Raw genomic sequence first — 14,305 nt, forward strand, 5'->3', positions numbered from 1 at the left:
TGACTTTTAAGACAAATTCCTTTAATTTTCTATCGACAAAGTCATGTGAAATACATCGTATTTTGCTAATATTTTACACATCTCGATAAAAAAGGAGCTGTTTCCATGTTTACTAAAGAAAGTTATGCAGGATCTCGCGTGCAGCAATATGAGACAGTAATTAAACAACTGGATGCGTTACTAACTGGCGAATCAAACGTAGTCGCAAACTTATCAAATGCGTCCGCATTATTAAACCAATTTTTAGATCGCGTTAATTGGGTTGGCTTTTACGTAACAGAAGGAACTCAGCTTGTTCTTGGACCGTTCCAAGGAATGCCTGCTTGCGTGCGCATTCCATTTGGACGAGGCGTTTGCGGCGTTGCAGCTGAAACGAAAACAACGCAGCTTGTAGCGGACGTTCACCAATTCCCAGGTCACATCGCTTGCGATAGTGCTTCTAATTCGGAAATCGTTGTACCGATTGTGAAAGAAGGAGCTGTCATTGGTGTACTGGACATTGATAGTCCTGAAAAAAATCGTTTTGATGAATTAGATCAGCGCTATTTAGAAAAGTTTGTGGAAACACTCCTAAAACATATGTAAAAAGAAAAGAGCGAGTTATCGATTTAGTACGTCCTGTACAAAACCGATAGCTCACTCTTTTTTCATTGATTAACAGTAGATATTTTCTTTAATGCCTGCTCTAAATCAGAAACGATATCCTCCCACGATTCTAAACCGACCGATAAGCGTATTAAATTATCGAAAATGCCCATTTCTTTTCTTAGTTCCGCTGGAATCGCAGCGTGCGTCATCGTTGCTGGATGCTGAATTAACGTTTCTGTATCTCCTAAACTCACCGCAATTGTAATAAAGTGAAGATCATTAATAAACGCTTGCGTCTCTTCTTTTCCGCCTTTTACTGAAAAAGAAATAACACCGCCCCCGCGTTTCATTTGACGAGATGCTAACTCCCCTTCTGGATACCAAACACCTTCTACCGCATCATGTTTTCTTAAGAACGATACAATTTTTTCTGCATTATCACAATGACGATCCATTCTTACTGCTAACGTCTTTAACCCACGTAATAATAACCACGCATCAAACGGCGCCATAATACCGCCGATATCCTTTCGCATCGGGCGAATCTTTTCAGCTAATGCTTTCGTTTTACAAATTGTTACACCTGCTACAACGTCACCGTGACCACCAATATATTTTGTCGCACTATGCACAACAGCGTCACAGCCAAGCTCAAGCGGCCTTTGTAAATAAGGTGAACAAAACGTATTATCAACAATAACAAGTAAGCCTTTTCGCTTCGCAACCCGAATCACTTGTTTTAAATCAATTAATTTCATTGTCGGATTAATTGGTGTTTCAACGAAAATAAGCTTTGTATTTGGGCGAATTTTATTTTCAATATCAACCTCTGTCTCCATATCACAAAACGAATGCGTAATCATAAATTTTTCTTCTAACACTTCTAAAAAACCGTACGTGCATCCGTATAATCCATTTGAACAAATAATATGATCTCCAGCCTTTAAAAAACCGATTAAAGTCGCTGAAATAGCTGCCATACCAGATCCGAAGGCAAGTGCCTCTTCTCCTCCTTCTAACACCGCCATACGTTCTTCAAATAATTTCACAGTTGGATTTCCAAGCCGTGAGTAAATATAAGATGGATCCACTCCCGCAAAACTCGCCTCTCCTTGCTGCGCAGTCTCAAATGTAAATGTAGAAGTTTGAAATAAAGGTGGTGTTAAACTTCCTTTATGTTCCTCAGGTGTATAACCGTGATGAATTAACGCTGTCTCCATATGCTTCTTTTTCATAAAAACATCCCCCTTATGTTTTTATTGCCGCATATTCATCCATAAAAATTTGATGAACGTTTTCCTTCATTTTATGTAAACGTTTTATTTGTGTTTCTATCTCTTCTTCTATATTGTTTTAAATTCCTTCTTATATTAATTTCCAAAATTTATATGCATAAAACAAAAACGTACTCGCTTGACGAAACTCTGGGTAAAAGATATAATAGCGTTTGTGTAAAATAAAAAGGCAGCCTTGTAATGTGAGTTTATCGTTTGTATTTTGTTCCTCTACGGAGGTGTATCTCGTAACTCCCTGCTGCTGGAGCGAAGGTACATGAAAACAAAATGCCCGTAAATATCGATTACGTCTGTTTTTATTTTACGTAAATAAAAACATTTTTAAAGGAGGAGTCAACTATGGCTCGTTATACAGGTCCAGCTTGGAAACTGTCTCGTCGTCTTGGAATCTCTCTAAGCGGCACAGGAAAAGAATTAGAAAAACGCCCTTACGCACCAGGTCCTCACGGTCCTAACCAACGTAAGAAACTTTCAGAATACGGTTTACAATTACAAGAGAAACAAAAACTTCGTCACATGTACGGCATGACTGAGCGTCAATTCCGTCGCACATTTGACCAAGCAGGTAAAATGCCTGGTAAGCACGGCGAAAACTTCATGATCCTTCTTGAAGCTCGTCTTGACAACTTAGTTTACCGTATGGGCTTAGCTCGCACTCGTCGTGCAGCTCGCCAATTAGTAAACCACGGTCACATCATGGTTGATGGCGCTCGCGTAGATATCCCATCTTACCGTGTAAAACCTGGTCAAACTATCAGCGTTCGCGAAAAATCTAACAGCCTTGTTGTTGTTAAAGAAGCGATCGAAGTTAACAACTTCGTACCAGAATACTTAACTTTCGATGCTGACAAATTAGAAGCTACTTACACTCGTCACGCTGAGCGTTCTGAGTTACCAGCTGAAATCAACGAAGCATTAATCGTAGAGTTCTACTCTCGTTAATCTCGGTACTCTGCAAAGAGTATTATTAAAAGCCTTAGGAACCTTGTTTATCAAGGGACCTGGGCTTTTTTTATTAAATATAGCCTGTATATGTATAAAAACGGAACAATGTAACAAAATAAAACTTAGCCCTCTCTCTAAAATTTCATCCATTTTTATCCACATTAATAAAAACCTACCCCATAATTCATTTTTCTTTGCTGTACTCTCCTTTTGTTAACATTATTTTTACAACGTATTTATTTGTACATAATCTATACCTTCCCTTTTTCTATTCACATTCAACTTAAAAACCTCTTCATCACCCGAGCATCTGAATAAGATAAAAAAAACTTAATGAACAAGTATCTCTTTAACTGTCAAATTATTAGAATATTCAATTTACAACCCCTTCCTTAAATTGGTATTATTTTCTTGTAAGGGGAGGGAAAGTTCATGTCTTTAAATATGTATCTCGGTGAAGTACAAGCTCAAACAGAAAGTATGAACTCTTTATGTAACGCTACTATTCAAGGTATGGAACAAATTATTCATTCTATTGACGCTTTTGCATTGGATACTGTTCTACAAGGGCAAACATATAGCAGTGCAAAAGCATATTTCTTACAAACCTTTCGTCCGTTAGCACAAGGAATCATTTACTTATGCGAAGAATTAATCCTTCAAAATAATGCCTTTCCAAGAGACTTTCAATCACAGGTAGCTTCTACAGATGTTATCGAACAGGAGATAATAGAACAAATTCGAGAAATCGATCGAATGATAGCAAGTACAGAAGCGCTCAACCAAACTATGTCGATCCCAGGTATGGACGCTATGGTAAATCTTTTTACTGTCATGAGGCAAAAACTGCAAGAAAAATTAGAACATCTATATGAATTTAATTATACTTCTAGTAATAATTATGATACTGCACTCCAACTAGCCGCTAGCATTGCGACAGGTTTGGCGGAAGTACAAAGCGGAAAAGGTTTTAGTCCCGCCAGTGGTACATTTAGTACACAAGGGTTGAATATGGAATGGATAACCTCTATTCAAAAAATTGCAGAGGAAAGAGTTCAAGAAGCCGAAATAAAAAAAGAAATTGAAGAAAAAATGGCTTTGCAGGAACAAGAAGCTAATAGACCGTGGTACGAAAAAACAGCTATTGGCGCTTGGGAATTCTTCCAAGGAATTTGTAATTCAGCCGCTGAAAATTTTACAGGCGCAGAATTACCAATGGGCAATGAATTAGAAAACAAAACAACCTTTCAAGCCGGAAATCTTGTGGGTAATTTTGTATCAGGGGTAGGATCTATTTTTGAAATTTTGGGCGGTATAGCTATTGTAACAGGATCAAATGTTGGAACCGTATTGTTAGAAGGAGTAACTTTCGGGGCAGCATCACCAATTGTTATCCCAGCTGATTTAGCTCTTACAACCGCTGGAGCAGGTGTTGCTACACATGGTACATTTGTATGGTATAATACCGTTCAAAATAGTATCGATACTTTGCAAAGGTTCCAGTCTTCTTCTGGGGGTTCCTCTAAAAATCTTTTAAAAGATGGTAAGTTTGTCGAATCTGATTTAGAATTAAAATATGCGGAATATTGCGTTAGAAAAGCAAAAGACGGTAAAATACCTAAAGATAGATTGAACTGGAAAGAAGCGAGTGATTATTGGACAAAAGATTCACCTATGGCAAGAGGAAATAAGTTTAATAAAACTGCTCAAGACAACGAGTGGTACCCACATGATGAGCTTCATTTAAGTAATGGTAAAAGATTAGATTCATATGACCCACGTAAAGGAGAAATCGTTTCTAGAAAAGCAACAGATTTCGAAGATATTGATATTAAAACTTTTGAAAAATATTTGAAAGAAATGAAAGATAAATATGCTGTTGGAACTAAAATTCGTTCAAATAAATATGAGAGAATAGATGGAAAGTTACTAGAAGGAAGACATATTTTAGAGATTCCAACATCTAATAAAAAATTCAAAAAAATAGATGAATATATCAAGCTAGCAAAAGAAAAATATGATATTGATATTAGATTTAGGGAGGAATAATTGATGGCGTATGATTTAGAACCCGAAATTAAAGAGGTACTTGAGAAAATTGATTTTATTCAGAGATATAAAGCATTATCAAAACAATTTCCAGATAGAGAAAACACATTTGAAAACTATGAAAACGAAAAAGTAATTGCAGTATTTGAGTCTCTTGGCTATAAAGCTCGTTTTATGAAAAAAGAAAACTTTTTTATTGTTGGTGAGGTCAAGAATAAAAACATCTATACTTTTAGATTTAATATTAGTTTAAAACATGGCCTTGTTGAGTTTATTTGGTCTGCACGACATAATGGTGCAATAAGAGCTGGAGATCCATGGGCTATGTTTGTAGCAATATTATCAAATGATACAGAAAAAATACTTCGTCCATGCTTCCACAGTTACGATGAACTCAAAGAAATCATGAAAATCGCCTTTGAAATGTACGAAGATTTCAAGCGAGAATTAATTCCTATTTATTCATAATTTCACCTTAAAAATACATGAAGTAATGACTAAAAAACAAGGACAGACTTAAGGTTTTAGGAGAATTAATTATGAACTTAAAATTAAAACCTGAAATAGAAACAGCACTTAAAAAAATTGACTTTGTTAATAGATACACAGAACTTTCTTCTTTTTCGAGAGAAAATTATGATGCCGAAGAAATCATTCCTAATCCCAATATTGAAGAAATTCAACAAATACTTGAAAAGCTAGGTTATAAATCAGTTTATGATAAAAAAGAAAAGTTTTTAAAAGTTGGAGAACTAGGTGATAAAAAAGAAAATTTATTTTATTTTCATATTGGTATTAAAGTAAACGTTCTGGATTTTACTTGGGTAGTTTATCATAATGATGAACTAAGATTAGGTAGTCCATGGAGTCTATATTCAAGACTTTTAATTTCTCCAGATACTAGAATTAAGCCCGTACTATTTAGCGATTATGACAGCTTAGAAAAAATTTTAAAAATTGCTTTAGGTATGTATGAAGATTTTAAACAAGAATTAATTCCTATCTATTCATAATTTTATATATAAGAAAGGCAATCTTATCTTATATATAAAAAAAGAAAATCCGACTCACAAGAGCCGGATTTCTTTATGTATCTAGATTTGAGATGTTGTGCCTTGGAAACATGAATAAAGGGAGATGGTTTTATGCTAAGAAAATATTATTCAAAAAACAATCATTTACAACCATTTTTTGAGGAAGTTAATAAATATGTAGATGGCATTCACACCCTAAACAATGGAATTAACTTAGAAGATATAACAAGCCTTCAAAATGAACTTAACATTCAAATTCCTGATATATATAAAGATTTTGTCCAAGTGTGTAATGGTGGAGAATTATTTATACCTGGAACAGTCCTGTCAGAAATTCATACAGCTGCTCAGGGCCCAAAACAGCGTGGTGGCTCTTATCTAAATGATTCGTTTAAAAAAGAACGAAGACCGACAAAGATGCCAGACACGTATTTAATCATCGCAGATTTAAACTATGGTGACTCGATATGTATAGACTTAGAATCAAGCAATGGATACGATGCAACGGTAATACAATGGGATAGGGAGACTCACAGCGTTTCTAGATCATGGAATGGTTTGGTGGAATGGTTAATGGATACCTTAGACGAAGGATCATTACTAGTAGATTATGATGGTAATGAAAAAGATTTAGACTTTTAACATGAATAGTAAAAGTGGAGCCACAAGAATTAATTCCTATCTATTCATAATTTCATATTCAAGAAAGACAATGTTATTTTAAATATAAAAAAAGAAAATCCGACTCACAAGAGCAGGATTTCTTCATTTAACTAAAATTTATACCGTTCTATTCGATTTCGAACGTTTAATTGAGCAGGATAGACTAACAACACCTCATTGGAAAAAACTCGCTCTAAAGTGGACAAAAAGAGATAATGAGTATTTGATAAAAGGCGAGATACCAAAAGACTATTTCAAAATTCATGAATAAGAGGGTGCAAATATGAAATTATACTTTAAAGATACTGAAATAGGTGAAATCAGAGACATTTTTGCAGAAACACCATGGATGTATGGAACAATACATTTAAATGATAATAGTAAACCCTATCAAGAATATTTTCGTGAAATGGTAGACGAAGACAGTACTTTTGGCTTTGAAAGTATTGACCCTGAATTTCTAGACGATGAAAATTGGTCCGTTTTCGATGAAAACGAAGAGAAATATTTAGGAATCGGCATTCCAGCAATCCACATTGAAGATACCACGATTGCATGGCGATGGAGATAAAAATCACACAAAGAAGAACGCCTGATTAATATTTAAACTAACGTTTACGCTAGCTTTTCCTTTGTTTCGAATCAAATATCATGGAAAAGGAATATTTGATTTTACTGGTGAAAATATTATAACTAAGATACTTCAAAATGAACTGTATCAAGCAAATTATACATTTGTAAAGACTTCAATTTCACGTACGAAAAAAGAAACAAATTCAGGGAAAATTTTGAGACGTATTTGAAAGAAATGAAAGGTAAATATGCTATTAGGATTAGATTTAGGGAGGAATAATTGATGGCATATGATTTAGAACTTGAAATAAAAGAGGTACTTGAGAAAATTAACTTTGTAGAAAGATATAAAGCTTTATCAGAAAAATTTTCTAATAGTGAAAATACATTTGAAAACTATGAAAATGAAAAAGTATTTGAAGTATTCGAGACTCTTGGCTATAAAGCTCGTTACAATAAAAAAGCAGACTTTTTTATTGTAGGTGAAGTAAAAAACAAAGATAGCTACGCCTTTAGATTTAACATCAGCTTAAAATATGGTGTTGCTGAATTAATTTGGGAAGCATGGCATAATGATGAAGTTAGAGTTGGAGACCCTTGGGACGTATTTATAAGATTGTTATCAAATGACATGGGAAAAGTACCCATGTTATATTTCCACAGTTACGATGAACTCAAAGAAATCATGAAAATTGCCTTTGAAATGTACGAAGATTTTAAGCGAGAATTGATTCCTATTTATTCATAATGTAAAAAGCTACCGAAGACACCAAAACAGTTACTTCGAGTAGCTTTTATTTATATATATTAAAGTTATTTATTTTCCTCTTTTTGAACATATACATAAGCATCTTTCTGCTCTTTATGTATATCAACTTTCGAATTCTCTGCAAGTTGACCCGCGTTTAGCAAAGAAAAAATAATCAACGCTTCTAGTGACATTTCGTTTTACCACTCCTTTCTAATTGTTATACGTTTATCATACCGCTTACATGTGATTTCCGTATGAACTCGAAAAGGAGATTAAAACAAAAAAGCTTTGAGGAAATTCCTCAAAGCTTTTTATTTATTAGTAACGAATTAAGAAATATTTCTTCTTACCGCGGCGAATGATTGTGAATTTACCTTCGATGCGGTCGTTTTCTGTTACAACGTAGTCTAATGCTTGTGTACGCTCACCGTTCACGTAGATTGCGCCGTTCGTTACATCTTCACGTGCTTGACGTTTTGATGGAGAGATTTTGCTTTCTACAAGTAAGTCGATTAATACTGTATCTTCTGCAGTACGTTCTACAGATGGTACGTCTTTGAATCCTTGCTCGATTTCGCTTGCAGTCAGTTCTGCTACAGAACCGCTGAATAATGCAGCTGAAATTTTAATCGCTTGCTCTAATGCTTCTTCGCCGTGAACAAGTTTTGTCATTTCAGAACCTAATGCTTTTTGTGCTGCACGTTTTTCTGGCGCTTCAGCTACTTGCTTTTCAAGCTCAAGAATTTCTTCATGAGATAAGAATGTGAAGTATTTTAAGTATTTAACAACGTCGCGGTCATCTGTGTTAATCCAGAATTGGTAGAACTCGTAAGGAGTTGTTTTCTCTGGGTCTAACCAAATTGCGCCGCCTTCGGTTTTACCAAACTTCGTACCGTCAGATTTAGTAACTAGTGGAATTGTTAAACCGAATGCTTTCGCATCTTCTTCTGATTTACGGATTAATTCAAGACCAGCTGTAATGTTACCCCATTGGTCACTACCACCGATTTGTAGACGGCAATTATGTTGCTGATATAAGTTTAAGAAGTCGTATGATTGTAAAATCATGTAACTAAACTCAGTGAATGAAATACCAGTTTCTAAACGAGATGCTACTGTATCTTTTGCTAACATATAGTTTAAACCGAAGTTTTTACCGATATCGCGTAAGAATGAAATTACATCTAAGCTACCAAGCCAGTCGTAGTTGTTAGCCATCGTTGCTGGGTTGTCCACGTTTTCAAACTCTAAGAAGTTTGAAAGTTGGTTTTTAATGCTTTCTGTGTAGTAAGCAACTGTATCTTTCGTATTTAATGTACGTTCTGCTTTTTTACCACTCGGGTCACCGATCATACCAGTACCACCGCCAACAAGTGCGATTGGTTGGTGACCAGCTAATTGGAAACGACGTAACATTAATACTGGTAACATATGACCAATGTGTAAGCTATCCGCTGTCGGGTCGAAACCACAGTATAATTTAACGCTTTCTTTTTCTAATAATTGCTCAAGGCCCTCAGCATCTGTTTGCTGATTAATTAGACCGCGAAATTCAAGATCTTGTAAAATACCCATATCCTACATACTCTCCTTTAAGTTCATTACTGGCGTGAAGGTTGAAAACATAAAAAAATCGCCCCTTCAAATAAGGGACGATTTTGATTATCGCGTTACCACCCTAGTTGCAGGCAAAAAAGCCTACCACCTTATTTACATAACGGCTTAGCACCGTCTTTTCCCTTTTGAATAAAATTCAATCGAAAAAAGATGCTCTAGGGGCGTAATTCGCGATCATCTATGTGCTGATTTTCACCGGCCATCAGCTCTCTAAAACAGGGAAATGATCACTACTTCTCCCTTTCCACGCTCAATTATTCATATACTTTTCTTTATACCATCATTTATATAGGCATGTCAAATAGAGGTCAGGTTTCCCTTCTTGTCAATCCTTTACAACACCATAAAGAGTATCGTAATAAGAGAAAGAATTGGAACCCCAACTAATAACGATACATGAAACACAATCGATAAATCATTCCCAATGGTCGCCTCCACAGGATCTTTCGCTGGGGAACCAAGAAACCCGATTAATCGATCGAATCGACTTACCGTTTTTGGAAAGTCTGGTATTTCTACATGATCACTATCTAAATGTTGCTTTAACTTATATTCACTCTTAAAGGGATTTTCGCTCAATTTCGTCCACCTCCAGCAATTGTTTCAATTTCTTTATCCCGTTATGAAGTCTCGATTTCACCGTTCCAATCGGAATGTTTAATATCTCTGCAATTTCTTTTTGCTGCATGTCATGATAATAAGAAAGGATTAGGACCGCTCTTTGCTCTTCTGGAACTTTCAAAATTGCTTCTCTTACTGTGAGCCGATCTTCGTGAGAAAATTCTTTTTCCGGAATCGGCACTAAAAATGGCAAAAGCGTACGCCACTTTTTTCTCCTATTTAATTTATTAATCATAAGACGATAACCAATTTGAAATAAATACGTTTTTATTTTACCTTTTTCAAGTTCATACATATGTTTCTTACGCTCTAGCGTCAAAAACGTATCTTGCACAAGATCGATACTTAATTGTTCATCTCGGTTAAATCGATATAAAAATGTGTATAGCGCTGGTTTGATTAAAACATATAGTCTTTCTCCCGCTTGTTTATCTCCACTTTGATACGCAAGCATGAGCTCCTCCTCAATCCCAATCTGCGCCATGATTTTTGATCTCCTTTATTCCTTTTAACGTTAATGAAATACGGGAAATTAAATATGCAATCGCAATAAAAATCCACAATTGTGATTGATTTGTAAAAAATTGCACATATGGGTTTTGAATCGTAAATCCCATTGTAACTAAAGTATTTAACGCTTGCACACATATGCATGCATACAACGCAAGGCAGATAGAAATAGTGTCAAATACATTCCAGCGAAAATACACTTTTGTTTTTGTAAAATCAATTTTATATCCATTTTTCCGTACTATATGTTTTCTATCAAATGGAATAATGATTGAAAACATAACACCCATTATAACTCCAGCTGTAAGCATTGATACTCTATATCCAATTGGTATCGGTAAGAAAAGACCACAAGAAAATACAACTATAATTCCAATTACAGCAAAAGTAAGAAGTAATTTATTAGACATATAAAAGCCTCCCTCATCTATTCTTTCATAAATGTATACAGACGAGGAAGGCACTTCGTTCAAATATTATTTTAGTTTTTTTATAATCTTTGCAGGATTCCCGCCAACTACTACATTATTAGGCACATCTTTCGTTACGACAGCACCAGATGCGATCACCGCATTGTCTCCAATTGTTACACCTGGATTAATAATTGCTCTTCCGCCAATCCATACGTTATCGCCAATTGTAACTGGTTTTCCGTATTCTGATCCGCTTATACGCTCAATTGGATCAAGTGGGTGCGTTGCTGTATAAATGTGAACACCTGGAGCTAACATACAGTTCACTCCGATTGTTACCAGGCATACGTCTAGAATCGTACAGTCAAAGTTCGCGTAAAAATTTTCACCGACATGAATGTTATAGCCGTAATCACATCTAAAAGAAGATTCAAGATGAATATTATCTCCTGTCGTTCCGAATAATTCTTTTACGATTTCGCTACGCTCTTTCAATTGCTCTTCTGGCGTATCATTTAATTTTCTCGTTAATATACGTGCTTGCTCTCTTTCTTGTACTAAAACTGGATCAGCCGGTATGTACATTTCTCCTAGTATCATCTTTTCCTTTTCTGTTTTCATCATACTATCCCCTTTAACTTATATATATAAGTTCATGATATCATAAAAAAGAAAGGCCTGAACATTTTTCGTTCAGACCTTTCTCTCTTAATCTTCCATCGTTGATAAGTCACCTGTTGGTAAGTTTAACTCCCACGCTTTTAATACGCGGCGCATAATTTTACCACTTCTCGTTTTCGGTAATTTATCTCTAAATTCAATTTGTCGTGGCGCTGCATGAGCTGCTAGGCCTTTCTTTACAAATTGACGAATTTCTTCTTTTAATTCATCAGATGGTTCGTATCCTGCTCGAAGTGCGATAAATGCTTTAATAATTTCGCCGCGCACCGGATCAGGAATACCAATTACACCAGCTTCTGCAACAGCAGCGTGCTCAATTAATTTACTTTCTACTTCAAACGGACCAACGCGCTCACCTGACGTCATAATTACATCGTCAATACGCCCTTGGAACCAGAAGTATCCATCTTCATCCATATAGGCAGAGTCACCTGATACGTACCAATCTCCCGGCATGAAATAAGATTCATATTTTTGCTGGTTATTCCAGATCCCACGCATCATAGATGGCCAACCTTTCGCAATTGCTAAGTTACCCATTGTGTAAGGAGGCACTTCATTTCCTTCATTATCAACAATCGCTGCTTTCACACCTGGAATTGGTTTACCCATTGAGCCTGGACGGATTTCCATACAAGGGTAGTTACAAATAACTTGTCCACCTGTTTCTGTCATCCACCACGTATCATGAATACGAAGTCCAAATGCGTTCATACCCCAGCGAATTACTTCTGGATTTAACGGCTCACCAACGCTTAATACGTGGCGCACTTGTGATAAGTCATATTTTTTAATTGCGTCTTGTCCAGCTCCCATTAACATACGGAATGCTGTTGGTGCGCTGTACCAAACCGTCACACCGTAATCTTGCAGTGCTTCATACCAAGCTTCTGGACTAAAGCGTCCACCTAAAATAACGTTTGACGCTCCAACTAACCACGGTGCGAAAATACCGTAAGCTGTTCCAGTTACCCAGCCCGGGTCAGCAGTACACCAATATACATCGTCTTCTTTTAAATCTAATACCCACTTCGCCGTTTGATAGTGCTGAACCATTGCGTTTTGCGCATGAAGCACACCTTTTGGCTTACCAGTAGAACCAGACGTGTAATGTAGAATCAAGCCGTCTTCACGGCCTAACCATTCAATATGTAATTCTTTTGAAGCTTGTTCAAATAAAGGATTGAACGCTACCGTTTTACCGCCTTCTTCTACATTATCTCCAACAAGGAAAACTGTTTTTAAAGCCGGTAAATCATTTAATGGTACGCGCTCTAACAATTCAGGCGTTGTAATTAACACCTTTGCTTCGCTATCTTCTAAGCGATCGCGAACTGCGCCTTCCATAAATGCTTCAAATAGCGGTCCAACAATTGCTCCTAATTTCACTGCACCTAAAAGTGCGAAATATAACTCTGGAGAACGTGGCATAAAAATAAAAACGCGATCGCCTTTTTCTACATCGCCATAATTCTTAAGGACGTTTCCTGCTTTATTAGAAAAATCCTTCATTTCCTTAAATGTATATTTCTCTTTTCGCGATCCATCTTGATAATAAAGAGCTACTTTATTCTTTCGATCGGATTTCGCATGCTTATCAATTGCCTCATACGCCATATTTACTCGGCCTGTTTCATTCCAAGTAAAGTTTTTATTAACCTCTTCCCAGTTAAAATTCGCGTATGCCTCATCATAATTCGGCAAATTATTTTCTCCTTTAATGACAGGAAGCGTTTCTACTTTCATACTTTACATCCCCCTCCTATGTATTCTATTATCTATTATAATGACATTATTTAAAATTTTCAGTATATTTGTTGATTTTTAGACAAATTTTTAATGACAAATTTCGATTCACATCGCATATATTATAAAGTACGATATTAATAGATTCACAAACCCTCAAGGTGGTGAGCAATACATTGATTCATAAAAAAATATATAATGCTAGAAACTTAAAAACAGCGAAAGGCACTTTAATTATTGAAGGTCCTGTCTCTACACATAACTTAGAAATGTATGAGTTTCATCCAGACTTAATTGCGTTTCGTCCTGCCGAGCAACAATATAAAGCAATTGTCGAAATTTCTAAATTACCAGAAGCTCGTCTCATTATTGCTAGACATGACCAAACAATTGTTGGATATGTTACATACTTGTATCCTGATCCACTTGAACGATGGTCAGAAGGAAAAATGGAAAACTTAATTGAGCTTGGGGCAATTGAAGTAGTCCCAGCCTTCCGCGGGAGTTCTGTCGGAAAGAACTTACTAGAGGTTTCTATGATGGACGATTATATGGAAGATTACATTATATTGACGACTGAATATTATTGGCACTGGGATTTGAAACAAACAGGATTGAATGTGTGGGAATACCGAAAAGTAATGGAGAAGATGATGAATGCTGGCGGGTTACAATGGATGGCTACAGACGATCCTGAAATTTGTTCACATCCTGCCAACTGTTTAATGGTCCGCATCGGTAAACGCGTTGATACGGATTCTATTCAAGCTTTTGATCGTCTACGTTTTCACAATCGTTTTATGTATTAATAAAGGGGGC

Annotated in this window: 17 protein-coding genes and 1 other annotated feature; of the genes, 9 read left to right on the top strand and 8 right to left on the bottom strand. The window is 36.0% G+C overall.

Annotated elements, in window-relative coordinates; genetic code table 11:
* Positions 1-105: 105 nt before the first annotated feature.
* A complete protein-coding gene (locus tag DN407_RS22985; protein WP_000494341.1) occupies positions 106-585 on the top strand; it encodes a GAF domain-containing protein in 480 nt (159 codons plus the stop codon).
* A 62-nt stretch (positions 586-647) separates the two neighbouring features.
* On the opposite strand, the gene megL is transcribed toward DN407_RS22985, so the two are convergent.
* The gene (megL, locus tag DN407_RS22990) at positions 648-1,823 is read right to left on the bottom strand and encodes a methionine gamma-lyase (protein ID WP_000726572.1); all 1,176 of its coding nucleotides are present in this window, start codon (positions 1,821-1,823) and stop codon (positions 648-650) included.
* A gap of 399 nt (positions 1,824-2,222) precedes the next feature.
* Here megL and rpsD point away from each other — a divergent pair, with 399 nt between their 5' ends.
* The 7 genes from rpsD to DN407_RS23025 all read left to right on the top strand — a co-directional run bounded on the left by rpsD (position 2,223) and on the right by DN407_RS23025 (position 7,895).
* Positions 2,223-2,825 carry a 30S ribosomal protein S4 gene (rpsD, locus tag DN407_RS22995; protein WP_000135317.1) on the top strand — a complete coding sequence of 201 codons (603 nt, stop codon included), beginning with the start codon at positions 2,223-2,225 and terminating at the stop codon, positions 2,823-2,825.
* A 435-nt stretch (positions 2,826-3,260) separates the two neighbouring features.
* Positions 3,261-4,877, top strand: a complete 1,617-nt coding sequence (locus tag DN407_RS32975; RefSeq protein ID WP_074625553.1) for a T7SS effector LXG polymorphic toxin — start codon at positions 3,261-3,263, stop codon at positions 4,875-4,877.
* 3 nt (positions 4,878-4,880) lie between these two features.
* A complete protein-coding gene (locus tag DN407_RS23005) occupies positions 4,881-5,345 on the top strand; it encodes a hypothetical protein (RefSeq protein WP_000312819.1) in 465 nt (154 codons plus the stop codon).
* 71 nt (positions 5,346-5,416) lie between these two features.
* Positions 5,417-5,890 (top strand): hypothetical protein, encoded by a 474-nt coding sequence (locus tag DN407_RS23010; protein WP_001049760.1) that lies wholly within the window; start codon positions 5,417-5,419, stop codon positions 5,888-5,890.
* A 132-nt stretch (positions 5,891-6,022) separates the two neighbouring features.
* A complete protein-coding gene (locus DN407_RS23015; RefSeq protein ID WP_000944939.1) occupies positions 6,023-6,553 on the top strand; it encodes an SMI1/KNR4 family protein in 531 nt (176 codons plus the stop codon).
* A gap of 304 nt (positions 6,554-6,857) precedes the next feature.
* Positions 6,858-7,145, top strand: a complete 288-nt coding sequence (locus DN407_RS23020; protein ID WP_000780767.1) for a hypothetical protein — start codon at positions 6,858-6,860, stop codon at positions 7,143-7,145.
* 285 nt (positions 7,146-7,430) lie between these two features.
* Positions 7,431-7,895, top strand: a complete 465-nt coding sequence (locus DN407_RS23025; protein WP_063245311.1) for a hypothetical protein — start codon at positions 7,431-7,433, stop codon at positions 7,893-7,895.
* Between the two features lie 65 nt (positions 7,896-7,960).
* On the opposite strand, the gene DN407_RS23030 is transcribed toward DN407_RS23025, so the two are convergent.
* The 7 genes from DN407_RS23030 to acsA form a co-directional block, all read right to left on the bottom strand.
* Positions 7,961-8,089, bottom strand: coding sequence for a hypothetical protein (locus tag DN407_RS23030; RefSeq protein WP_000050940.1), 129 nt, complete (start codon positions 8,087-8,089; stop codon positions 7,961-7,963).
* Between the two features lie 127 nt (positions 8,090-8,216).
* Positions 8,217-9,473: a tyrosine--tRNA ligase gene (tyrS, locus tag DN407_RS23035; protein WP_000512092.1), complete on the bottom strand. Its 1,257-nt coding sequence runs from the start codon at positions 9,471-9,473 to the stop codon at positions 8,217-8,219.
* A 70-nt stretch (positions 9,474-9,543) separates the two neighbouring features.
* Positions 9,544-9,771: a binding site (T-box leader), on the bottom strand.
* Positions 9,772-9,848: 77 nt separating this feature from the next.
* Complete coding sequence (locus tag DN407_RS23040; RefSeq protein ID WP_001293778.1) at positions 9,849-10,094, bottom strand: hypothetical protein; 246 nt, start codon at positions 10,092-10,094, stop codon at positions 9,849-9,851.
* Positions 10,075-10,620, bottom strand: coding sequence for an RNA polymerase sigma factor (locus DN407_RS23045; RefSeq protein WP_000057201.1), 546 nt, complete (start codon positions 10,618-10,620; stop codon positions 10,075-10,077). The genes DN407_RS23040 and DN407_RS23045 overlap by 20 nt, the downstream gene beginning before the upstream one ends.
* Complete coding sequence (locus tag DN407_RS23050; RefSeq protein ID WP_000066457.1) at positions 10,601-11,056, bottom strand: hypothetical protein; 456 nt, start codon at positions 11,054-11,056, stop codon at positions 10,601-10,603. The genes DN407_RS23045 and DN407_RS23050 overlap by 20 nt, the downstream gene beginning before the upstream one ends.
* A 66-nt stretch (positions 11,057-11,122) precedes the next feature.
* A complete protein-coding gene (locus DN407_RS23055) occupies positions 11,123-11,683 on the bottom strand; it encodes a maltose acetyltransferase domain-containing protein (protein ID WP_149216654.1) in 561 nt (186 codons plus the stop codon).
* 84 nt (positions 11,684-11,767) lie between these two features.
* Complete coding sequence (gene acsA / locus DN407_RS23060; protein ID WP_000862049.1) at positions 11,768-13,486, bottom strand: acetate--CoA ligase; 1,719 nt, start codon at positions 13,484-13,486, stop codon at positions 11,768-11,770.
* A gap of 176 nt (positions 13,487-13,662) precedes the next feature.
* On the opposite strand from acsA, the gene acuA reads away from it, so the two are divergent.
* The gene (gene acuA / locus DN407_RS23065) at positions 13,663-14,295 is read left to right on the top strand and encodes an acetoin utilization protein acetyltransferase AcuA (RefSeq protein ID WP_000581388.1); all 633 of its coding nucleotides are present in this window, start codon (positions 13,663-13,665) and stop codon (positions 14,293-14,295) included.
* Positions 14,296-14,305: the final 10 nt, after the last annotated feature.

This window comes from Bacillus sp. JAS24-2 (assembly GCF_008274905.1).
GTDB lineage: Bacteria > Bacillota > Bacilli > Bacillales > Bacillaceae_G > Bacillus_A > Bacillus_A cereus.

Coding starts and splice junctions, on each gene's coding strand:
- DN407_RS22985 (WP_000494341.1), top strand. CDS start 106: ATGTTTACTAAAGAAAGTTATGCAGGATCTCGCGTGCAGCAATATGAG.
- megL (WP_000726572.1), bottom strand. CDS start 1,823: ATGAAAAAGAAGCATATGGAGACAGCGTTAATTCATCACGGTTATACA.
- rpsD (WP_000135317.1), top strand. CDS start 2,223: ATGGCTCGTTATACAGGTCCAGCTTGGAAACTGTCTCGTCGTCTTGGA.
- DN407_RS32975 (WP_074625553.1), top strand. CDS start 3,261: ATGTCTTTAAATATGTATCTCGGTGAAGTACAAGCTCAAACAGAAAGT.
- DN407_RS23005 (WP_000312819.1), top strand. CDS start 4,881: ATGGCGTATGATTTAGAACCCGAAATTAAAGAGGTACTTGAGAAAATT.
- DN407_RS23010 (WP_001049760.1), top strand. CDS start 5,417: ATGAACTTAAAATTAAAACCTGAAATAGAAACAGCACTTAAAAAAATT.
- DN407_RS23015 (WP_000944939.1), top strand. CDS start 6,023: ATGCTAAGAAAATATTATTCAAAAAACAATCATTTACAACCATTTTTT.
- DN407_RS23020 (WP_000780767.1), top strand. CDS start 6,858: ATGAAATTATACTTTAAAGATACTGAAATAGGTGAAATCAGAGACATT.
- DN407_RS23025 (WP_063245311.1), top strand. CDS start 7,431: ATGGCATATGATTTAGAACTTGAAATAAAAGAGGTACTTGAGAAAATT.
- DN407_RS23030 (WP_000050940.1), bottom strand. CDS start 8,089: ATGTCACTAGAAGCGTTGATTATTTTTTCTTTGCTAAACGCGGGTCAA.
- tyrS (WP_000512092.1), bottom strand. CDS start 9,473: ATGGGTATTTTACAAGATCTTGAATTTCGCGGTCTAATTAATCAGCAA.
- DN407_RS23045 (WP_000057201.1), bottom strand. CDS start 10,620: ATGGCGCAGATTGGGATTGAGGAGGAGCTCATGCTTGCGTATCAAAGT.
- DN407_RS23050 (WP_000066457.1), bottom strand. CDS start 11,056: ATGTCTAATAAATTACTTCTTACTTTTGCTGTAATTGGAATTATAGTT.
- DN407_RS23055 (WP_149216654.1), bottom strand. CDS start 11,683: ATGATGAAAACAGAAAAGGAAAAGATGATACTAGGAGAAATGTACATA.
- acsA (WP_000862049.1), bottom strand. CDS start 13,486: ATGAAAGTAGAAACGCTTCCTGTCATTAAAGGAGAAAATAATTTGCCG.